We start from the raw sequence: 18,977 nt of genomic DNA, 5'->3' as shown, positions 1-18,977 counted from the left end.
CAATCACCTGACCTCGGAGGAGACGCCCGCGGCGGCGTAGAGCGCCGGGTCGAAGGGGCTGGGACCGCCGCACGTGACGAACCTGACGGCGTCCGGGCCGGTGTGCGGGTGGCGCGCACCGTGCAGCACGCCCGGGGCCGCGTAGAGGACGTCGCCGGCCGAGACGTCGATCCACCGGTCGCGCAGATACATCTGGCCGGTGCCTTCGAAGGCGATGAACGCCTCGTCGCTGTCCGGGTGGAGGTGGACGTTGAAGGTCTGCCCGGGCTGCTGGATGCCGCAGTGCAGGCACAGCTGGCTGCTTCCGGTACCGGGCCAGAAGACGAAGTTCATGGTGGCCGGGTCCGCGTCCGAGGTGACCTGCCCGGTGCCGCCGAAGCCGCTCAGCTGGGTGGTCTCGTTCCACAGTGAGGAGAAGACGGCCGGCTGCGTTCCCGGGGTGCGCCCCTGTGTGAGCGGGGTGCGCCACACGTAGGCGACCAGGCCCTCGTCGTCGGCCCGGAGGGTGAGGGCGCTGCCCGTGGGGGCGTAGGCGGCGTCGGCGCGTCCGACGGCGCGGATCTCGGCACCGACCTGGGCCGTGCCGGAACCGCTGAAGACGACGGTGGTGTTCTCCTCCTCGGCGCTCGACTCGGGGGTGAAGGACTCGCCGGGGGCCACGCGTACGACGTGCAGCGTGACGTGTGTCGCCCCTGCGGCGGGGCTCACGGGCGTGGCGACTGTCGTACGGGCGGTCGCCGCGGAGCCGGCGAGGAGGTCGTCCGGAAGCGGTTCGAATACCAGCTCGGACATGCCGATGATCCGGCCGTCGCCCAGCGAAGTAGAGGTCTGCACGGTTGTGGTCACTCCTCGGGGGCTGTGGGGTTCTCTCTGGTCCCCACAGGCTCCGGCGGGCGCTTCCCGGTCACCTCCCTCCCCGGTACCCCCGCACGGGAGGGGCGGGGGAGCGGACGGGAACGGGTGCGGCCCGTACCACCGGCCTAACTCGCCCTGCGGTACGGGCCGTTCGCCTGTCCGCCCGCCCGGGCCGGCTTCCTGGGCTGAGGCGCACCGGGCCGTGCGCTCGCACGTGCCGTGCGTTCCGCGCTGTGTGCACACCGGGCTGTGTGCACCACCGGCGGTCGCTCGCCCCCGCCGCCCGCGCACGCAGACGTGCCGCACACGCGCAGAAGGCCGGGGCCCGGTGCGGTACACCCCAAGGGTGCTCCGCACCGGGCCCCGGCCCGGACTTGTGCGCAGATCGGTCCGCGCGTCCCGCGCGCCTCCCGGCTCCCGGTTACCGGCACGCCTCCTGGGGGACGGGCCGCGCCGAGTCGGGTGCGGTGGCCTGTCCGTCGGGAGCGGTGGTCTCCGCTTCCGGCGTGGCGGTCTCCGCTTCCGGCGTGGCGGTCTCCGCCTCCGGTGAGGTCGCCGGGGCGGCGGCACCGCCCTTGCGCAGCCGCTCGGCCAGCGCCGGCAGCCGGCCCTCGGCCAGCGCGAGGGAGGCGATCACGATGAGCCCGCCGACGGGAACGTTCCAGCTCACGGGCTCGCTGAGCGCCACGGCGCCCACGATCACGGAGAAGACCGGCACCAGGTAGTTGACGCCGGAGGCCGTTGTCGGCCCGGCGTCGGCGATCAGGCGGTTGAGCAGCACGAAGGCGAGGCCGGTCGAGGCCGCGCCGAGCAGGAACAGGGCGAGCAGCGGCTTGGGCGCGAGGTCACCGGCCGGGGTCCAGCCCGCGACGAAGGTGGTGACGACCGCGGTGATCACAGTGCCGAAGCCGAGCTGGGTCGCCGTGACCGCCAGCGCGGGGATCTTGTGCGGGGCGATGAACTTGCGGAGGTAGACGAAGCTGACCGCGTAGCTGGCGGCGGCGCCGACGCACGCCAACTGGCCGCCGATCGAGCCGAATCCCTCGGCGGCCCACGGCCCGACGACCATGACCAGACCGAGGAACCCGGCGACCAGCCCGGTGATCTTGCGCGCCGTCGGCTTCTCCTCGGAGATCGCCAGCGCGGCGACGGCCATGGTCACCAGCGGCGTCGCACCCTGGATCACACCGGCGATGCTGGCGGTCGTGTGCTGCTCGCCGATCGCGAACAGCGTGAAGGGAACCGCGTTGCCGAACACGGAGGCCACCACGATGTGTCCCCACACCTTCCGTGCGGGCAGCGCGATGCGCTTCACGGCGATGATGGCGCCGATGACGAGGGCGCCCACGAGCAGCCGCCCGGAGGCGAGTTGCAGGGGCTCGAAGGCTTCCAGCGAGACCTTGATGAAGGCGAAGCTGCATCCCCACAGCCCTGCGAGCAGCAGGAAGCGGCCCAGGCTTGCGTTGTTCATGACTTACTCTCCCGGTGTTCGGTGGTGGTGGCCGTGGTCATGGCCCGGGTCGTGGTGGCCGGTGGAGGAGGTGTTCTCGGGAAGCTCGACCTCGTACTGGTCGAACTCCTCCATCAGCGCGACCATTTCCTCCCTGCTGGGTCTGTTGCCGTTCGCCAGCAGCCGGGAGAGGCCCTCGAAGAAGCCCTCCCGGTACTCGGCGGGCGTGAAGATGATGAGCATCTCCGCCAGTTCGGAACTGTCGTTCCGGAAGCCGTGCACGGCGTTCTCCGGTACGTGCATGAAGTCCCCGGCGCGCGCGGTGTGCCAGCCCGTTCCGTCGTTCAGCGAGACCTCGCCGGTCAGGATGTAGAACGACTCCGCGATCCGGGTGTGGTAGTGCGGTGCCGCGCCGGCCGCGCCGGGCAGCATGCTGTGGTGGAAGATCCCGAGCCGGCCGTCGGTGACCTTGGCCGGAGCGATGAACCTCGTCGTGGTCGTCTCGCCGATGCGGACCTTCGCGGCGTCGTCGAAGGAGTGGAGTGCGGCCAGGCTCATCGCGTCTCACGTCCTCTCGTGCCGCCGGAGGGGCGGAGCCGTCGGGCCCCGTGGGGGATGCGGTTCGTCAGCTGCGCGGACACGGCCTCACACGCCCCACATGCTGAGGTAGCGCTCGCCGGTGTCCGGCAGAACGGTGACGACGGTGCGGCCGGCGTACTCGGCACCGGCCACCAGGGCGGCGCACGCGTGCGCCGCCGCACCCGAGGACACCCCCGCGAACAGGCCCTGGCTGCGGGCCAGATGGCGGGCCGTCGCCAGAGCGTCGTCGTCGGCGACGGTCACCACCTCGTCGATCAGCTCCACATCGGTCGTCTCGGCGACGAATCCGCCGTTCAGGCCGGGGATGCGGTGCTGACCGGCGTAACCCTTCGACAGCACGGGGGAGTTCTCCGGCTCGACCGCGATCACACGGACCGAGGGATCGGCCTCCTTGAGGTACCGGGCGACACCGGTGAGCGTGCCGCCCGTGCCCACGCCGCAGACCAGCACGTCGATCCTGCGGCCGGTGGCGGCCACGGCCGCCTGGATCTCCGGTCCGGTCGTCTCGTAGTGCGCCCGCACGTTGTCGGGGTTCTCGTGCTGGCAGGGGAACCAGGAGCCCGGGGTGGCCGCGTGGATCTCCTCCGCCTTCTCGATCGCACCGGGGTAGCCCGACTCACTGGGCGTCTGTACGACCTCGGCGCCGAACGCCGTGAGCAGGCGGACCCGTTCGGGGGTGGCGTTGTCGGGCAGCACGATCACGCAGCGGTAGCCGCGCGCCGCGGCGAAGGCGGCGAGCGAGATGCCGGTGTTGCCGGAGGTGGCCTCGACGATCGTGCCGCCGGGCGCGAGTTCACCCCGCTCCTCGGCACCCTGGATCATGCGGAGCGCCGCCCTGTCCTTGGTGCTGGACATCGGGTTGGCGGACTCCAGCTTGGCCAGCACCTCGGCGCCCGCCGCCGCGCCGTCGAGGCGCAGCCGCAGCAGCGGGGTGGAGCCGACGAGGTGCTCGATGCTGTCGGCCACGACGAGCCGGGCCGCGTCCGAGCGGGCGGCAGCGGCTGTCTGCGGGGGACTCATGGTCTGCATGGGCTCGTCCTCACGGTCGTGAACGGGATGGCTGGGCGTAACGTCGTCAGGGAAAGGGGGACACGCCGCGGTACCGGCCGTGGCCACGTCCTCCCCGGGGGAACAGGGGCGGCCGGCGGTGTCCGCGGTGGGAGCGGTACGGCTCACCAGGAGCCGGCCGAGGCGATGGTCGCGAAGACGTCCGTCATCAACTCCGGTTCGCGGCCCGGCTCCTTGACGACGGCAGTCTGTGCGAGCACCCGCGAGCCGGCCGGAACGTCCTTGTTCACCAGCGCCTGAGCACCGATGACGGCGTGGTCGCCGACCGTCACGGGGCCCAGCACGGTGGCGTTGGTTCCGAGCACCACGCCGTCACCCACGACGGGGTGGCGGCGCGCGCCCTCCGGCCGGTCGTTGTCGCTCCACCAGCCGACCGCGCCGAGCGTCACCTGGTGATAGATCGTCACATCGTCGCCGACGGTGCAGGTCTCACCGATCACCACGGCCGCACCGTGGTCGATGAACACCCGCCGGCCGAGCGCCGCCCCCGGATGGATCTCCACCGCCGTGACCTTGCGTGCCCACCTGGCCAGCAGCTTCGCGACGACACGCAGACCCGCCCGGTGCAGCCGGTGTGCGACGCGGTGCGTCCACAGCGCGGTCAGCGCCGGGTGCAGCGCCGCCTCCACGAGCCCGCTCACCGAGGGGTCGCGCTCGACGACGACCCGCAGGTCCTCGCTCATCGTCCGCAGCACCCCGGGGCGCGGACGTGCCGGCTCCGGCCGTCGTCCGGACCCGGCGGCCCCGGACGCGGACGCCGCACTCTGCGTCTCCGCCTCGCGCGGCGGCGCACCGCCTTCCGCCCTCTCGACGGAACCCCGTGCGCACAAGGAGGAGGGTGCCCGCTTCTCCAGCGTCGTGCTTCTCATCAGAACGCTCCAGCAAGGTCGGCTGCTCCAACGCGCCGGCACCTCGGGCGCCGGACCGTGACAGGACAACCGTGCCGGTGCGGGTTCCCGATCGCTTCCCGGCCGGTTCCCCACGGCCCGGTCCCGGGCGGACGGCCACGCCGGCGGGCGGACGGGAACGGCGCGGGACGAGGAAGGGAACGCGGCACCGCACGATCGGCGCAGCGGAGGAATCCCCCGGCAACGAGGGGCCCGCCGCCGCAACCGACCCCGCCCGCGCGGCGCAGATCCGCCCCGGGCGATCCAGCGAAAGGAAACGCCATGCCTGTTGTCACCGTGGACTGGTGGAAAGGGAACGACCGCGCCCAGCGGGCCGAACTCGTCTCGGAGGTGACCTCGACCCTCTCGCGGATCGCGGGCTGCCCCGAGGACGCCGTCACCGTCGTCATCCGCGACGTGGAGCCCGGGCACTGGGGGAAGGGCGGCGCGCTCGCCGACACCCTCGTTCCCGCGCAGGCCGGCGGTGAGCCGCCCGCAGGCTCTTCGGAGGGCCGCACGTCCGCAGCCGCCTCCGCCGCCCCCGCCGCGCCCACGGGGAGCACGTCGGAGCACGGTCGTGACGTCAGCCGCGTCTAGTTGTCCCGAGGAGATCCCCGGCCGGCGTGACTCCCGGAACGTGCTGCTCGTCGCCCCGTCGCCACGGCTTCTGCGCGAGGCCGTGGCGGCAGGATTCTCGGCATGGGCGGTGGCCGACTCCCGGACCCCTGACCAGCAGGGGCTCCGGGAGGCCGCCGGCCGCGAAGCCGAGCTTCTGCGGGCCGACTTCGGCAACTCCCCGGAGCTGCGCCGTCTGGTCACCGACACCGCACGCCGGCATCGCATCTCCCGGCTGCTCGCGTTCGGAGAGGCGAGCGCTCTGCCCGTGCTCCTGGAGACGGCCGAGCATCTGGGACTCTCCCCGAACCGGGCCGACTCGGCGCAGTTGCTCAGCGACCCGCTCGGGATGCGCCGCCTGCTCAACGGGAACGGGCACTCGCACGTCACCTTCGCCCACGCCCGTACCGCGGGGGAACTCAGCGCCGCGGTACAGCAGGTCGGCACCCGGGCCACGATCAGGCAGCTCCGCGAGACGGCGGACGGGGGGTGCGTGGCGGCCGGCGAGAGCACGCCCGCACCGATGTGGCGGGACGGCACATCGGGTCCGTATCTGGTCGAAGAACCCCTGGACGGCCCCCGGTTCGGGGTGGAGACGCTGACCGTGGACGGCATGCACCGGGTGCTGGGCATCACCGCCCTGCACCACGCCGGCCCGGCGGCGAGCGACCACCTCTTCCCCGCGGTCCTCGGGGAGCGGGAGGAGGCCGAGACACGTGCCGCCGCCACCGGACTGCTCGACCTCGCGGGCTACGAGTTCGGGTTCGGGTACACGGTGGTCGTCCTGACCGCGGACGGGCCCCGCATCGTCCGCTCCCAGGCGAGACATGCGGAGGGAGCGGCGGGGAGGCTCGTCGAGCTGGCCACGGACGTCCCCCGGGAGAGGGAACTCTTCCGCGCGCTGTCCGGGTCGCCCGTGGGCGCCCCCGAGCCCCGGCGCTGGGCGACGGCCGCTCCGTTGCGGCTCCGGGCCGGCAGGCTGACGTCGGTGTCGGGCCTGGCGGAGATCGCCGGCCTGCCCGGTGTGCACGAGGTCTCCTTCCCGTACGCGGCCGGGGACCGGGTGCCGGGGGGAGGCGGAGGCGGCGAGGCGGACTGGCAGGGGTATGTGCTGCTCACCGCCGGCTCCGCCGAGGAGGCCGCGCGACGTGCGGCCACGGCTCGCCGGCTCTTCCGGGCCGAGGTCAGCAAGGCGGCGAGCTGACCCCGGTCGACCCGGTCGACCCGGCGGGCCCGGCGGGCCCCCGTTCTCGGGCCCTGGTTCTCAGGCCCTGGTTCTCGGGCCCCGGCGAGCTCCGGCCCCCGGCTTCCGTACGCAACGCCGTGTGCCCGTCCCGCCGCTTCCCGGCTGGTTCCCGTCCGGCGGGAGCGGCGGGTAGCGGATGCGGAACGTCCGGGGACCGGCTCCCGCGATATTCGTGATGTCGGCAACGGCCACTACAGACAAGGCAGGAAACATGGGAATCAAGGCGGCAGCAGCCGGGCTTCTGACAGCGGGCGTCCTCACCTTCGGCATCGGTGTCCAGTCCGCGGCCCCACAGTCCGTCCCGGCGCCGGTCACGGGGGCCTCCTCCGTCCCTCGGACGTCGCCGGCGGGCGAGGGCCCGAACGGCCCGGTGAGCCTGCCGTCCGGCGAAGGTCCCAACGTCATCGTCGCGGGCGAGGGCCCGAACAGAGCGGCCTCGGGCGAAGGCCCCAACGTCCCCAGCCCGTTCGCGGGAGCGCTGGAGGGCGAGGGCCCCAACGTGGCCGGCCCGTTCGCGGGAGCGCTGGAGGGCGAGGGCCCCAACGTGGCCGGCCCGTTCGCGGGAGCGCTGGAGGGCGAGGGCCCCAACGTGGCCCCGTCGGGCGAGGACACCGGAGCCACGGCGAATGGCGGCCGGCACCCCGGCGTGCTCACCGCGTGACCGTGTCCACCACCGCACCGCCCTCCGACCCGCGCAGAGTGCCCCGTAACGGATCATCCGTTGCGGGGCACTCGCACGCCGTGGCCCCGGGCAGCGCCCGTCACCAACGGCATGCCTGCGGAACCTCCATGGCGGCGAAGGCCTCGTCGGCCCTCGTCCGGTACTCCCGCGCCTGCTCGTGGTCGTCCATGCCCTCCAGCGCCGACGCGAGGCCGTCCAGCGCGTGGGCCTCCTCCACCCGGTAGCCGGCCTCCGCGGCGGACCGGTGCGCCTGCCCGTGCAGCTCCAACGCCCGTGCGTACTCGCCCCGTCGGCGGTGCAGCCGTCCGACGATGTTGCCGACGGCAGCCTCCCGGATCGGAGCCCGGCTCAGCGCCGCGTGCTTCAGCGCCGCCTCCGCCCGCTCCAGGGCCCCCTCGGGCTCCCCGAGCCGGTCACTCGCCTCGGCGGAGAGCGCCAGCAGCAGCGAGACCTCGGCGGGCGAGACCGCTCCCGAGGCCAACTCCCGGGCCTGCTCCAGCACTTGTGCCGCCTCCCGGACCTCGCCCAGACCCAGCTTGGCAAGGGCCAGATCAGTCAGCGCCTCGACCTCCTTGTCCGCGGCCCCGATGCTCCGGTCGAGCTCCACCGCGCGCTCGGCAGCCCGCGTGGCCTCCTCGAATCGACCCCGCTGCGCGTACAGGCCGCTGAGATTGGTCAGCGACTCAGCCTCGGCACGTACCGCGCCCAACTCCCGCTTCAGCGCGATCGACTGCTCCAGGCACGACAGCGCCTCGTCGAACCGGCCCAGCGCCGTGAGCAGCAGCCCCAGAACCCCGGTGTCCTTGGCCTTGCCGCGCTGGTCACCGAGGTGGACCGCCAGTTCCAAAGCCTCCTCGGCCGCCTCGATGCCCTCCTTCAGACGCCCCAGCTTCCAGTGGGCGACCGCCAGGTTGGACAGACTCAGACGCAGCAGGGCCCGGTCGCCGAGCCTGCGCGAGGCGGCCACAGCCGTACCGCACAGCTCCTGGAACTCCTCCAGACGTCCCCGTTTGTCGAGCTGGAAGACCACGTTGGCGGCGAGCGAGGCCACGTGCCTGTCCATGCCCCGGCGGTAGGCGAGCGCGACCGCGGCGAGCAGCCCGTCCTGCTCCCGGTCCAGCCAGTCGTGTGCCTCGGCGGGTGTGCCGAGGGGGGGCAGCTCGGGGGTGAGGGCGGACGCGGGGCTCTCGGTCCGTACCCGTCCGGGGAAGAGCAGATCGCAGGCGGCCTCGGTGGCGGCCTGGAAGAAGTCGAGGAGACGGCACACGGTGCCGTCGGCCTCCTCGTCCCCGTCCCCCTCGTCCGGCACGGAGCCGGTGAGTCCATGGGCGAAGCTGCGTACGAGGTCGTGGAAGGCGTAGCGGCCCGTCTCGTGCTGCTGCATCAGATGCATGTCGAGCAGGTACTCGAGAATGTCCTCCGCCTCGCGGACCGGCGTGTTCAGCACCGCCGCGGCCGCGTACACGTCCAGTTCGCTGCCCGGGTACTGGCTCAGCATGCGGAACCCCCGCCGGTGTCCTGCTTCCAGGCCCTCGTAGGAGAGCCGGAGCGTCACCTCCACGCTGCGTTCCCCGGCGTTCAGTTCGGCCAGCCGGTGGGTGTTGTCGCGGAGCCTGTCGACGAGGTAACGCACCGTCCAGCGGGGGCGTTTGCGCAGCCGCGCCGCCGCGATACGCAACGCGAGGGGCAAGTGGCCGCACAGCTCCGCCAGTTCGGCCACCGCTTCCGGTTCGGCCTCCGCGCGTTCGGCACCGAGGACCCCGACGACGAGGGCGGCGCTGTCCTCGGGAGGCATGGTGCCGAGGGAGACGCTGTGGGCCGCGTCGAGGCCCACGAGCAGGGAACGGCTGGTGATCAGCACCAGCGCGTCCGTCGAGGAGGAGAGCAGGGGCCTGACCTGAGCCTCGTCCACCGCGTTGTCGAGCAGCAGCACCATCCGCTGCCGGGCCATGGTCGCGCGCCACATGGCCACGCGCGCGTCCGCCTCCTCCGGTATACGCTCCGCCGGCGAACCCAGCATGCGCAGCAGCGCCTCGGTGGCGGCGAAGGACGACAGCGGATGCTCGCCGGGCGTGTATCCACGTAAGTCGAGGTAGAGCTGTGCGTCGCCGTACTGCTCGGCGAGCTGGTGGGCCGCCCGCACCGCGAGGGACGTCTTGCCGCTGCCCCCCATGCCGTCGATGGCGACGATCAGCGGACCCGCCCCCCGCGCCTCCTCGACGAAGCCGAGAAGCCGCCCCAGCTCCTCCTCACGGCCCGTGAAATCGCGAAGGTCGTACGGCAGGGTGGAGCGCGGTTCCTCCAGCAGCGGCGGCTGGCCGGGCGGTTCCTCGGACGGGGCCGGCGCGGCGAGTTCGGGACTGGTGCGCAGGATGCGCTGGTGCAGGTCCTGGAGCTGTTCACCTGGGGCGATGCCCAGCTCCTCGACGAGCAGCTCGCGCACGTCGGCGAACTCCTGCAGCGCGTCCGCCTGCCTCCCCGAGCGGTACAGCGCCAGCATGAGCTGCCCGCGGAACGTCTCCCGCAGCGGATAGGCGCTGATCAACTCCCGCAGGTCCCCGATGAGTTCGGCGCTCTCCCCGGCGGCAAGGCGCAACTCGAAAAGCTGCTCCGAAGCAGCCAGACGCCTCTCCCCGACCGCTTCGGACGCGGCGACGATCACCGGGCCGCCACCACCGGAGAGCACAGGGCCGCGCCACAGCGCCAACGCCGTGCTCAACGCCTCCCGCGCCTCGGCGGGCCTGCCGGCGGCCATGGTCGTGCGGGCCCGTGCGAGTCCGTCGGTGAACTGGCTCAGATCCAGCTGCCCGGCCTCAACGACCGCGCGGTAGCCGGGCCCCTCGGTCACGATCAGCGCCCGGCCGCCGGGGATGCGCTGACGCAGCTCAGCGACGGCCTTGCGTACCTGATGGGCGGCTGTGGCGGGGGAGTCGGGGCCCCAGACGGCCTCGACCAGCCGCGGCACCGGCAGTACGTGTCCGGGGTCGAGGAGGAGGGTGACGAGTACGCGTTCATGCACCGGGCCGCCGATCCGCACCCTTTCCGGACCGTCCCAGCACTCGAACGAGCCGAGTATCCGGAAGCGCACTTGCCTGTCGTCCCCCATGGAACACGTCCCTCCGTGGTCACTCGGGCAGTCGCCGAGCTCTCCCACACAGACCTCGACTTACGAACTCCGAGTGAGCACTGCCCCGTTCAGTCGTGCGGAATCAGTTCCTTCCAAGTGATCGGTCAAGTCTGATCCGCGTCGTCGCGCCGAGTCCACCGCGCACCCCGTATTGCATGCCGCTGGCCCCCGTGACAATGCGGGCACGGGGAGCAACGCAGCCCAGCCTGGGGGGAGTCGGGCAACGACGGTGACCGTCCGGCCGTACGCACGCCGGCGGGGCCCTGAACGGGCGACGGCAGGGAGGCAGCGGACCGTCCCGCGGACGGTACGGTGCGGCCACCACAGGGCCCGTCCCCCTCGCGCATCCGGAATCCGTGGCCTCGCCGATCCGGGGGACGGACGCCGGACGTCCCGCCTTCCCCTTCTTCCCCCTCCCTTCCCGGCCTGCGCCGATGAGTTCCCGGCGCGACACGGGTCGGAACCTCATGACTGCACAGATGCTCGACACTCCCGGCGCCGACCTCGCCTACGACGTCCACGGTCCGCTGCCGACGGCCGACGGGTCCCCACCGCTGGTCATGATCGGCCAGCCGATGGACGCCGGCGGCTTCGCCGCGCTTGTCTCACAGTTCCCCGACCGCACCGTGGTCACCTACGACCCGCGCGGCCTCGGCCGCAGCACACGCAAGGACGGCCGGACCGACCACGCGCCCCGAAGCCAGGCCGTCGACGTGCACGCCGTCCTCGAGGCGCTCGGCGCGGGCCCGGTCGAGATGTTCGCGAGCAGCGGCGGCGCGGTGACCGCGCTCGCCCTCGTGGCCGCCCACCCCGATGATGTGGCCACCCTCGTCGCGCACGAACCGCCGCTCATCCCGCCCCTCCCCGACGCCCGGGCCGCCGAGCGCGCACGGGCCGCCGTCCGGGACGCGTACGAGGAGAAGGGACCGGGCGCGGGCATGGCGGCCTTCATCGTGATGACCTCGTGGCAGGGCGAATTCACCGACGACTACTTCGCCCAACCGGCCCCCGACCCCGCCGCGTTCGGGCTGCCGACCGAGGACGACGGCTCCCGTGACGACCCGCTGCTCTCCGACCGGTCCTGGGCGGTCAGTGACTACCGCCCCGACGCCGAGGCGCTCGCCGCGGCTCCGACGCGCATCGTGATCGCGGTGGGAGAGGAGTCCCTGGGTACCTTCACCGGCCGCACCGCCGAGGCGACGGCGAAGCTGCTCGGCCGCCGGGCGACGGTCTTCCCGAGCCACCACGGCGGCTTCCTCGGCGGCGAGTACGGCTACGCCGGGCAGCCCGAGGCCTTCGCACGCAGGCTGCGCGAGGTCCTCGGCGACACCGGCTGACGGCCGTTCCCTCTCCTCCGCACGCGGGTCGGTTCAGCCCTTCCGCACGGGTCCGCTCGACTCCCTGGTGATCAGCCGGATGCTGAGCATCTCCTCCTTGGCGGGCCCTCCTTGCACGAGGGCGAGCAGTTGCCGCCCGGCTGCCGTGCCCTTCTCCACCAGCGGCTGCTGAACAGTCGTGAGCGGCGGGTCCGAGACCGCCGCCTCCGGGATGTCGTCGAAGCCGGTCACCGTCAGATCGCCGGGCACGGAAAGCCCCCGTGCCCGGGCGGCACGCAGTGCGCCGAGCGCCAGTTGGTCGGTGAGGCCGAGGAGGGCGGTGGGCCGGGGCTCGCTGTCCAGCAGCACTTGTGCGCCGGCCTCCCCTTCCTCCGGGGTGTTGCCGCGTTCCTGTGTGGTGACCGAGACGTCGGGGAGGTGGCTTTGGTGCAGCGCGTCGCGGATACCGCTGAAGCGCTCCTTGAAGATGCGGAACGTGCTGGCCGCGAGCCGGTCTTCGCTGACCGGGCCCACGTAGTCGTCCGGGAGGAGCCGCGGGGTCAGGATGCCGACGTGGTGGTGTCCGAGCGCGGTGATGTGCTCACCGATGAGACGCCCGCCGTGCCGGTCGTCGACGCCCACGAACGCGGTGCCGCGGATGCGCGGCTGGTCCACGAAGACGGTCGGCAACTGCCGTTCCAGCACGGCGTTCACCGCCTCGTGGTCCTCCGGCATCGAGTAGATGCACATCGAGTCGACCACCGCCTGCCGCAGCGTACGGGCGATGTCGGCGTTCGGCGGTGACGGCACCAGCAGCAGGCCCGCGTTCGCTGTCTCGCACTCGCGGGCGACGGCGCTGAGGAAGAGCACCGCGGCCGGGTCCGAGAACGCGTAGGACAGCGGCTCGGTGAACAGCAGGCCGACCACGCCCGACCGGCCCAGCCGGAGCCGCCGTGCCGCCGGGTCGGGGCCCGGGTAGCCGATTCGGCGCGCCGCGTCGAGGATCTGCTCGCGCAGCTCGGGGCTGAGTCTGTCGGGCCGGTTGTAGGCGTTGGAAACCGTGGCGCGGGAGACCCCGATCATGTCCGCGACCGTCTGAAGTGTTACTCGTGAGCCGCCACCGGCTCCTCTTGTGCGCATGTCCTGAGTGCTTACTACGAGGTGGGAGCGAGCCGGTCGGCCAGCGAGCGCAGGGCGCAGGAGAGCCGGAACCGCATGGTCCCTGACTCCCTGCGGGCGACCGGCGCGGGGCTGCTGGGAGGTGGGTCCTCCTGCGTCGGGGCGTGCGGCAGTGCCGAGTTCGCGACACCCTCCACGGCGCTCCGTGCGAAAGAACCAGCCATGCATTCGAACACAGCCATCCCTTTCAGTCGAGTCGTATAAATCGATTCACTAGATCAATATACTTCTACGCCCGCGAGGTGGCCCTGTCAACCGTCCGTGTGCGCCGATCGCCGCCGGGGCGCGGAGAGTTGGGCTTGTCCCCGCAGCTTTTCAACTGGTCACGGAGGAGGGTGGCGAGGGGTGACCAGGAGCGGCAAGTTCCCTTCGTGCATCGCCTCTTGACGCTCCGGCGAGATTTACTATATCAATTTAGTAGATCGATTAAGTGGAGTACACCTGCTGCGGCAGCGGAGAGAGGAATGTTCCCGATGACGTGGACGCGCGAGCTCGGCCGTCTCGACAGTGAGCTGCTGCCCCTGGGCATGGGCTGCTGGGCGATCGGCGGCCCATGGACCTTCGACGGCGCCGCCGCGGGCTGGGGAGAGGTGGACGACGAGGAGTCCGTACGCGCCGTACGCACCGCCGCCGAGTCGGGCGTGACCCTGTTCGACACCGCGGACGTCTACGGCTGCGGACACAGCGAACGTGTCCTCGGAAGGGCGCTCGCCTCCGTGCGGGACGACGTACTGATCGCCACCAAGGGCGGACTGCTCTTCGACGAGGAGTCGCGCTCGGGGAGCGGCGCGGACGCGACTCCCCGGCACCTGCGCGAGGCGGTGCGCGCCAGCCTCCGGCGGCTGGGCACCGACCGCGTGGACGTGTACCAGCTCCACGCGGGGGCGGACACCCCGCAGCAGGCCGAGGACGTGGTCGCGGTCTTCGAGGAACTGGTCGCCGAGGGGGTGATCCGCGCCTACGGCACGAGCATCGACGACCCCGCGATCGTCGAGGTGTTCGCCGCGGGGGAGCACTGCGCCACCGTGCAGCACCAGTGCAACGTCTTCGGGGTGGACGACCGGCTCCTGGAGGTCTGCCGGGCGTCGGGCGTGGCGAGTCTGGGCCGCAGCCCCCTGGCCATGGGCCTGCTGACGGGGAAGTACAGCTCTCCCGGCGACCTGGAGGAACGCGACGTGCGGCGGGTGACCCCGCACTGGGACTACTTCAAGGACGGCGCGATGGACGAGTGGCTGGACCGGATCGCGTGCGTGCGCGAGATCCTCACCAGCGAAGGGCGTTCGCTCGCGCAGGGCGCCCTGGCCTGGGTGTGGGCGCGCAGCGGGATCACCGTCCCGATCCCCGGGTTCCGTACGGCCGAGCAGGTGCGCGAGAACGTCGCGGCCGTCGGGGCCGGGCCCCTCGGCGAATCCCAGCTCGCCGAGATCGACAAGCTCCTCGGCAGGTGACCGTGCGCCCTGCGACGGGCGTGTAAACACCACGACCTCAACCCGGCCACGTGAACACCGGAGACCGACACAGCCACCGACACCGACAAGGAGGTCCGCCATGGCTCGGCGAAGCTGCGCCGAAGAGTTACACGGCGACCAGCCGCACGACCTGTACCCGTACGTGACCAGCCGTCAGGGGCCGCAACGGCGTCGAGGTCTTCCGCGCCCCCGTCCTGACTCACATCAGCCGCGGACCGGTCAGCCCTGCCTTCCCGTTCCTGGCAGGCCGCATCGGTCGTGCGTCCTCCGTGGTCAACCTCCATACACATCGACCTTTGGCTGAACCCCGGCCTGGTCGGCAACATGGCCGGCAAGGCCGTGGACGCCGCCGCCCGTTCGGCGATGTCCCGGTCGGCAGCCGTTGTGGCCAACAGTGACGACCAGGCCCGCTACTCCCGGCTGTGGCCGACGATGCAGCGAGCGCGCGGTGCACTCCATCCCCGCGCCCTGCCAGGACCGGCGCGGCGGCGAGCCCGTCTACCGCGAGACGGGTGGACTGCACGTCGGCTTCGCGGGCCGCATCGTCGCGGAGAAGGGACTGGACTACCTGGTCCGCAGCTCCGTCCTGAACAACCAGGGCACCCGGTGCGGACGCCGCCGCATCGCCCGGCTGATCGCTGTTGTCAGGAGACGCAGCCCCGGACCGTGGTCGGTTACGGGGCTACGTCATTCGAGCGTCGAAGTGTCTGGACCTCGGCGTGCAATCAGTGCGCGAGCGGCAGACAGAGCGTCTTCCTTGAGCCGCTCTATCGGAATGTCCCAACGTTCATCCCAGTCAGCCAGCTGGATGGCGCACTCGACGATCGGCTGCAATTCGTCGGGGTAACCGAGGTCTGTCGCCGCTTCGGCCCAGATCAGATCGGCGCCCTTCGCCGGGTCGAGCGAGCCGTCCACGATCTGGGTAGCCAGCCAGTGCGCCAGAGCCCACTTTGCGGCTGTCGGAGATGCGGGGGCTTCGAAGCTGATGCCCAGCTCTTCTGCTACGTGGCCGAACAGCTCTTGTGCTTCGGGCTCCTCGTGACGCCCCAGGCCGGCCAGCAGCGGAAGCGACGGAGCGTCGACTTCGGCAAGCACCGCGTCGACGGCAGACTGGATGAGGCGATCGGAACCGACGTGCCGTCCGAGTGCTCGGGCCTGTGCCAGCGTTCTCAGCTGCTTCAGTGCCTCGTCCCTGGTCACCTCTGACGCATCCCGTCCCCGTTGATGTCGGACTTGGATGTCAAAGGCCCCGGACCTTGATCGGTCCGGGGCCTTTTCGCTGGTGCCCCCGGCAGGATTCGAACCTGCGACACCCGCTTTAGGAGAGCGGTGCTCTATCCCCTGAGCTACGGAGGCGCGGCCTGGTGAAATCCTTGGTGAAACCCCAGCCGGGGACGCACCAGGCCACACAGGCGCCAGTGCCGCCCACAAGGGACGACCCTGGACAGGTTAGCTGATGGCTCGGTGTGATGATGCACGCGATGACGCGCAGCCTGTGTCAGCAGCCGGGCAGGGCCCTCGACTCAGGCGTGGGGGAGCTCTCGGGTTGCTCAGCCATCCTCTTCCTCCCCGTCCGAGTACGTGGGGTCCTCCGCGTGGCCGGCAGCAGAGGTGGCGTTCTGCCCGGGCATGAGGCCCGCGGCCGGCCACGGGCAGGCTCCGGTCCGGACTGCGAGGGTTTCCGCACTTCGCGGATGACTCGGTAGAGGCCCAGGCCGGCGCTGTCTTTTTTCGGTTCGTGTCAGTCACTGCGGGGACGATTCCCCGTGCTCCCGCAGGGCCGCGTCCAGCGAGCCGAGGAGGCCGGCCATGCCGGCGAGCAGGTCCCCGCTGTTGCGCAACCTGGCGCCCTGGCGCCCCGGCTGTCGAGTTGCCTGCGCATCGCCGCGAGATTCCCGTACTCGCTCGCGGTGGGTCACAGCCACCATCGGCTCACCGTCGAGAGCCACCTGTCGCGGCGCCGGCCTTCACATCGGGCCTTCCCCTGCCCTGCCGTGCACCCCCGGAGCCTTGGACCGGGGGTGCACGAGCTGCTGTCGAAGACGATGAGCCGGGAGGACGGCGGCTTCCGCCCTCCCGGCCCGGGTGCACGCGTCAGGAGCCCGGAAGCTCCGCCCTCACTGTCCGTGCTGCTTCGACGAGGCTCTCCAGGGAGGACCGGGTCTCCGGCCACCCGCGGGTCTTGAGCCCGCAGTCCGGATTCACCCACAGCCGCTCGGCCGGAATGGCTTCAAGTCCCTTGCGCAGCAGTGTTGCTGCCTCCTCCGCGCCGGGGACGCGGGGCGAGTGGATGTCGTAGACGCCGGGACCGGCTTCGCGGGGGTAGCCGTGTGCTGCGAGTTCGCGGGCCACCTGCATGTGCGACCGGGCTGCCTCCAGGCTGATGACGTCGGCATCGATGTCGTCGATGGCCTGAATGATGTCGCCGAACTCGGCGTAGCACATGTGCGTGTGGATCTGCGTGGCCGGACGCACCCCGCTGGTGCTGAGCCGGAAGGACTCCGTCGCCCACTCCAGGTAGGCCGGACGGTTCGCGGCGCGCAGCGGCAGGGTCTCGCGCAGCGCGGGCTCGTCGACCTGGATGACCGACGTCCCCGCCGCTTCGAGGTCCTGGACCTCGTCGCGCAGAGCGAGGGCGACCTGCCGTGCGGTGTCACCCAGCGGCTGGTCGTCGCGGACGAACGACCAGGCCAGCATGGTGACGGGACCGGTGAGCATCCCCTTGACGGGGCGCTGCGTGAGTGACTGGGCGTACGTCGTCCACGGCACCGTCATCGGCTCCGGACGGGAGATGTCACCGGCCAGGATCGGAGGCCGCACGTAGCGGGTGCCGTACGACTGCACCCATCCCTGCTGCGTGGCGAGGTAGCCGGTGAGCTGCTCGGCGAAGTACTGCACCATGTCGTTGCGTTCGGGCTCGCCGTGCACCAGGACGTCGATCCCGGCGTTCTCCTGGAAGGAGAGCACCTGCTGGATCTCTTCCTTGATGCGGTCCTCGTAACCCGCGGTGTCGATCCTGCCCTTCCGCAAGTCGGCGCGTGCGGTGCGCAGTTCGGACGTCTGCGGGAACGATCCGATCGTGGTCGTCGGCAGCAGCGGCAGCTTCAGGTGGTCCCGCTGGGCCTTCGCGCGTTGGGTGTAGGGCTGGGAACGGCGTCCGTCGGCGTCGGTGATCGCCCCTGCCCTGGCCCGCACCGCGGGATCGTGGGTGATGGCCGAGCCCGCACGGGACGCCAGGTCGGCCCGGTTGGCGGTCAGGTCCGCTGTGATGGAGTCGGTGCCGCCGGCGAGGCCCTTGGCGAGGACGGCGACCTCGTTCGCCTTCTGCCGTGCGAAGGCGAGCCAGCGCAGGACCTGCGGGTCGATGTCCCGCTCGGCGCCCGTGTCGATCGGGACGTGCAGCAGCGAGCAGGACGCGGCCACATCGACCCGGTCGGCGAGTCCGAGCAGGGTGCCGAGGGTGGAGAGCGACTTCTCGAGGTTGTTGATCCAGATGTTGCGTCCGTTGACGACGCCGGCGACCAGGCGCTTGCCGGACAGTCCGCCGGCGGAGGCCAGATCGTCGAGGTTCGCGGCGGCGGCCTCGGTGAAGTCGATCGCCAGACCCTCCACCGGTGCCTTGGCCAGGACCGGCAGGGCCTCTCCCAGGCGGTCGAAGTACGAGGCGACCAGCAGCTTCGGACGGTCCGCAAGGGCGCCGAGGTCACGGTAGGCGCGGGACGCCGCGTTCAGTTCGGCGGCGGTGCGGTCCTGGACGAGGGCCGGCTCGTCCAGCTGCACCCATCCCGCTCCGGCCGCACGCAGATCCGCGAGGACCTCCGCGTAGACGGGCAGCAGCCGGTCAAGGAGTGTCAGGGGGTCGAAGTCGGCGGCGACACCCGGCGCGGGCTTGGACAGCAGCAGGTACGTGACGGGGCCGACCAGGACGGGCCGCGGCGTGTGACCGAGGGCGAGGGCTTCCTTGAACTCGGCGACCTGCTTGGTGCTGTCGGCGGTGAATTCGGTGTCGGGGCCGAGCTCGGGGACCAGGTAGTGGTAGTTGGTGTCGAACCACTTGGTCATCTCCAGCGGTGCCACTTCCTGCGTGCCGCGGGCCATGGCGAAGTACCCGTCGAGGGTGTCCGCGGTGACGGCGGAGCGGTGGCGCTCGGGGACGGCGCCGACCATGACGCTGGTGTCCAGGACGTGGTCGTAGTAGGAGAAGTCCCCGGTCGGGACCTCGTCGATGCCGGCGCCGGCCAGCAACTGCCAGTTGGAGCGGCGCAGGCCCGCTGCGGTATCCCGGAGGGAGTCCGCGGTGACGCGGCCCTTCCAGTAGCCCTCGATGGCCTTCTTCAGTTCCCGGTTCTGGCCCTGACGGGGGAAGCCGTACACGGTGGGCCGTGCTGCCGCGGCTGCGGACTTCGCTGTCACGAATTCTCCTTCGCGAACGATTCGGACGAGTCCCTGTGACAGGAGAGCGCGAAGGAAGCCGCACCAGACG

At 71.7% G+C, this 18,977-nt stretch carries 16 protein-coding genes and 1 tRNA gene; 5 read left to right on the top strand and 12 right to left on the bottom strand.

The features are described from left to right. Positions 1–3: 3 nt before the first annotated feature. From H343_RS0101430 to epsC, 5 genes are all read right to left on the bottom strand, one after another. Complete coding sequence (locus H343_RS0101430; protein WP_028429685.1) at positions 4–834, bottom strand: cupin domain-containing protein; 831 nt, start codon at positions 832–834, stop codon at positions 4–6. Positions 835–1,276: 442 nt separating this feature from the next. Then, on the bottom strand, positions 1,277–2,326 hold the full coding sequence (locus H343_RS28225) for an EamA family transporter (RefSeq protein WP_078504909.1): 1,050 nt from the start codon (positions 2,324–2,326) through the stop codon (positions 1,277–1,279). A 3-nt stretch (positions 2,327–2,329) separates the two neighbouring features. After that, entirely contained in the window at positions 2,330–2,863 is a 534-nt protein-coding gene (locus H343_RS0101420; RefSeq protein WP_028429684.1) for a cupin domain-containing protein, read from the bottom strand. 87 nt (positions 2,864–2,950) lie between these two features. Then, a complete protein-coding gene (locus H343_RS0101415) occupies positions 2,951–3,934 on the bottom strand; it encodes a cysteine synthase family protein (protein ID WP_037901822.1) in 984 nt (327 codons plus the stop codon). A gap of 143 nt (positions 3,935–4,077) precedes the next feature. After that, positions 4,078–4,668 carry a serine O-acetyltransferase EpsC gene (epsC, locus tag H343_RS0101410; RefSeq protein ID WP_028429682.1) on the bottom strand — a complete coding sequence of 197 codons (591 nt, stop codon included), beginning with the start codon at positions 4,666–4,668 and terminating at the stop codon, positions 4,078–4,080. Positions 4,669–5,142: 474 nt separating this feature from the next. On the opposite strand from epsC, the gene H343_RS0101405 reads away from it, so the two are divergent. The 3 genes from H343_RS0101405 to H343_RS35430 all read left to right on the top strand — a co-directional run bounded on the left by H343_RS0101405 (position 5,143) and on the right by H343_RS35430 (position 7,382). Continuing rightward, positions 5,143–5,457, top strand: a complete 315-nt coding sequence (locus H343_RS0101405) for a tautomerase family protein (RefSeq protein ID WP_028429681.1) — start codon at positions 5,143–5,145, stop codon at positions 5,455–5,457. After that, positions 5,438–6,679, top strand: coding sequence for a hypothetical protein (locus H343_RS0101400; protein ID WP_486586742.1), 1,242 nt, complete (start codon positions 5,438–5,440; stop codon positions 6,677–6,679). The genes H343_RS0101405 and H343_RS0101400 overlap by 20 nt, the downstream gene beginning before the upstream one ends. Positions 6,680–6,932: 253 nt before the next feature. Next, entirely contained in the window at positions 6,933–7,382 is a 450-nt protein-coding gene (locus H343_RS35430) for a hypothetical protein (protein ID WP_051264440.1), read from the top strand. 100 nt (positions 7,383–7,482) lie between these two features. On the opposite strand, the gene H343_RS0101390 is transcribed toward H343_RS35430, so the two are convergent. Continuing rightward, a complete protein-coding gene (locus H343_RS0101390) occupies positions 7,483–10,509 on the bottom strand; it encodes a BTAD domain-containing putative transcriptional regulator (protein ID WP_028429679.1) in 3,027 nt (1,008 codons plus the stop codon). Between the two features lie 488 nt (positions 10,510–10,997). Between H343_RS0101390 and H343_RS0101385 the strand changes: the two genes are divergently transcribed. After that, positions 10,998–11,867, top strand: coding sequence for an alpha/beta fold hydrolase (locus H343_RS0101385; protein WP_028429678.1), 870 nt, complete (start codon positions 10,998–11,000; stop codon positions 11,865–11,867). 33 nt (positions 11,868–11,900) lie between these two features. Here H343_RS0101385 and H343_RS0101380 read toward each other — a convergent pair whose 3' ends face one another. Further along, positions 11,901–12,986, bottom strand: a complete 1,086-nt coding sequence (locus H343_RS0101380; RefSeq protein WP_028429677.1) for a substrate-binding domain-containing protein — start codon at positions 12,984–12,986, stop codon at positions 11,901–11,903. Between the two features lie 14 nt (positions 12,987–13,000). Next, positions 13,001–13,189, bottom strand: a complete 189-nt coding sequence (locus tag H343_RS35165; RefSeq protein WP_158679493.1) for a hypothetical protein — start codon at positions 13,187–13,189, stop codon at positions 13,001–13,003. Between the two features lie 309 nt (positions 13,190–13,498). On the opposite strand from H343_RS35165, the gene H343_RS0101370 reads away from it, so the two are divergent. Next, positions 13,499–14,473, top strand: coding sequence for an aldo/keto reductase (locus H343_RS0101370; protein ID WP_028429676.1), 975 nt, complete (start codon positions 13,499–13,501; stop codon positions 14,471–14,473). 708 nt (positions 14,474–15,181) lie between these two features. On the opposite strand, the gene H343_RS0101365 is transcribed toward H343_RS0101370, so the two are convergent. From H343_RS0101365 to metE, 4 genes are all read right to left on the bottom strand, one after another. Further along, positions 15,182–15,694: a hypothetical protein gene (locus H343_RS0101365; protein WP_028429675.1), complete on the bottom strand. Its 513-nt coding sequence runs from the start codon at positions 15,692–15,694 to the stop codon at positions 15,182–15,184. A gap of 80 nt (positions 15,695–15,774) precedes the next feature. Beyond that, positions 15,775–15,850, bottom strand: a tRNA-Arg gene (locus H343_RS0101360). Positions 15,851–16,239: 389 nt separating this feature from the next. After that, entirely contained in the window at positions 16,240–16,422 is a 183-nt protein-coding gene (locus H343_RS0101350) for a hypothetical protein (RefSeq protein WP_158679492.1), read from the bottom strand. Positions 16,423–16,588: 166 nt separating this feature from the next. Further along, positions 16,589–18,907, bottom strand: a complete 2,319-nt coding sequence (gene metE / locus H343_RS0101345; RefSeq protein ID WP_028429673.1) for a 5-methyltetrahydropteroyltriglutamate--homocysteine S-methyltransferase — start codon at positions 18,905–18,907, stop codon at positions 16,589–16,591. Positions 18,908–18,977 lie beyond the last annotated feature (70 nt).

Source organism: Streptomyces sp. TAA204, from assembly GCF_000424965.1.
Note: the sequence above shows the minus strand (reverse complement) of the source record. Positions and strands in the feature narration are given on the sequence as shown.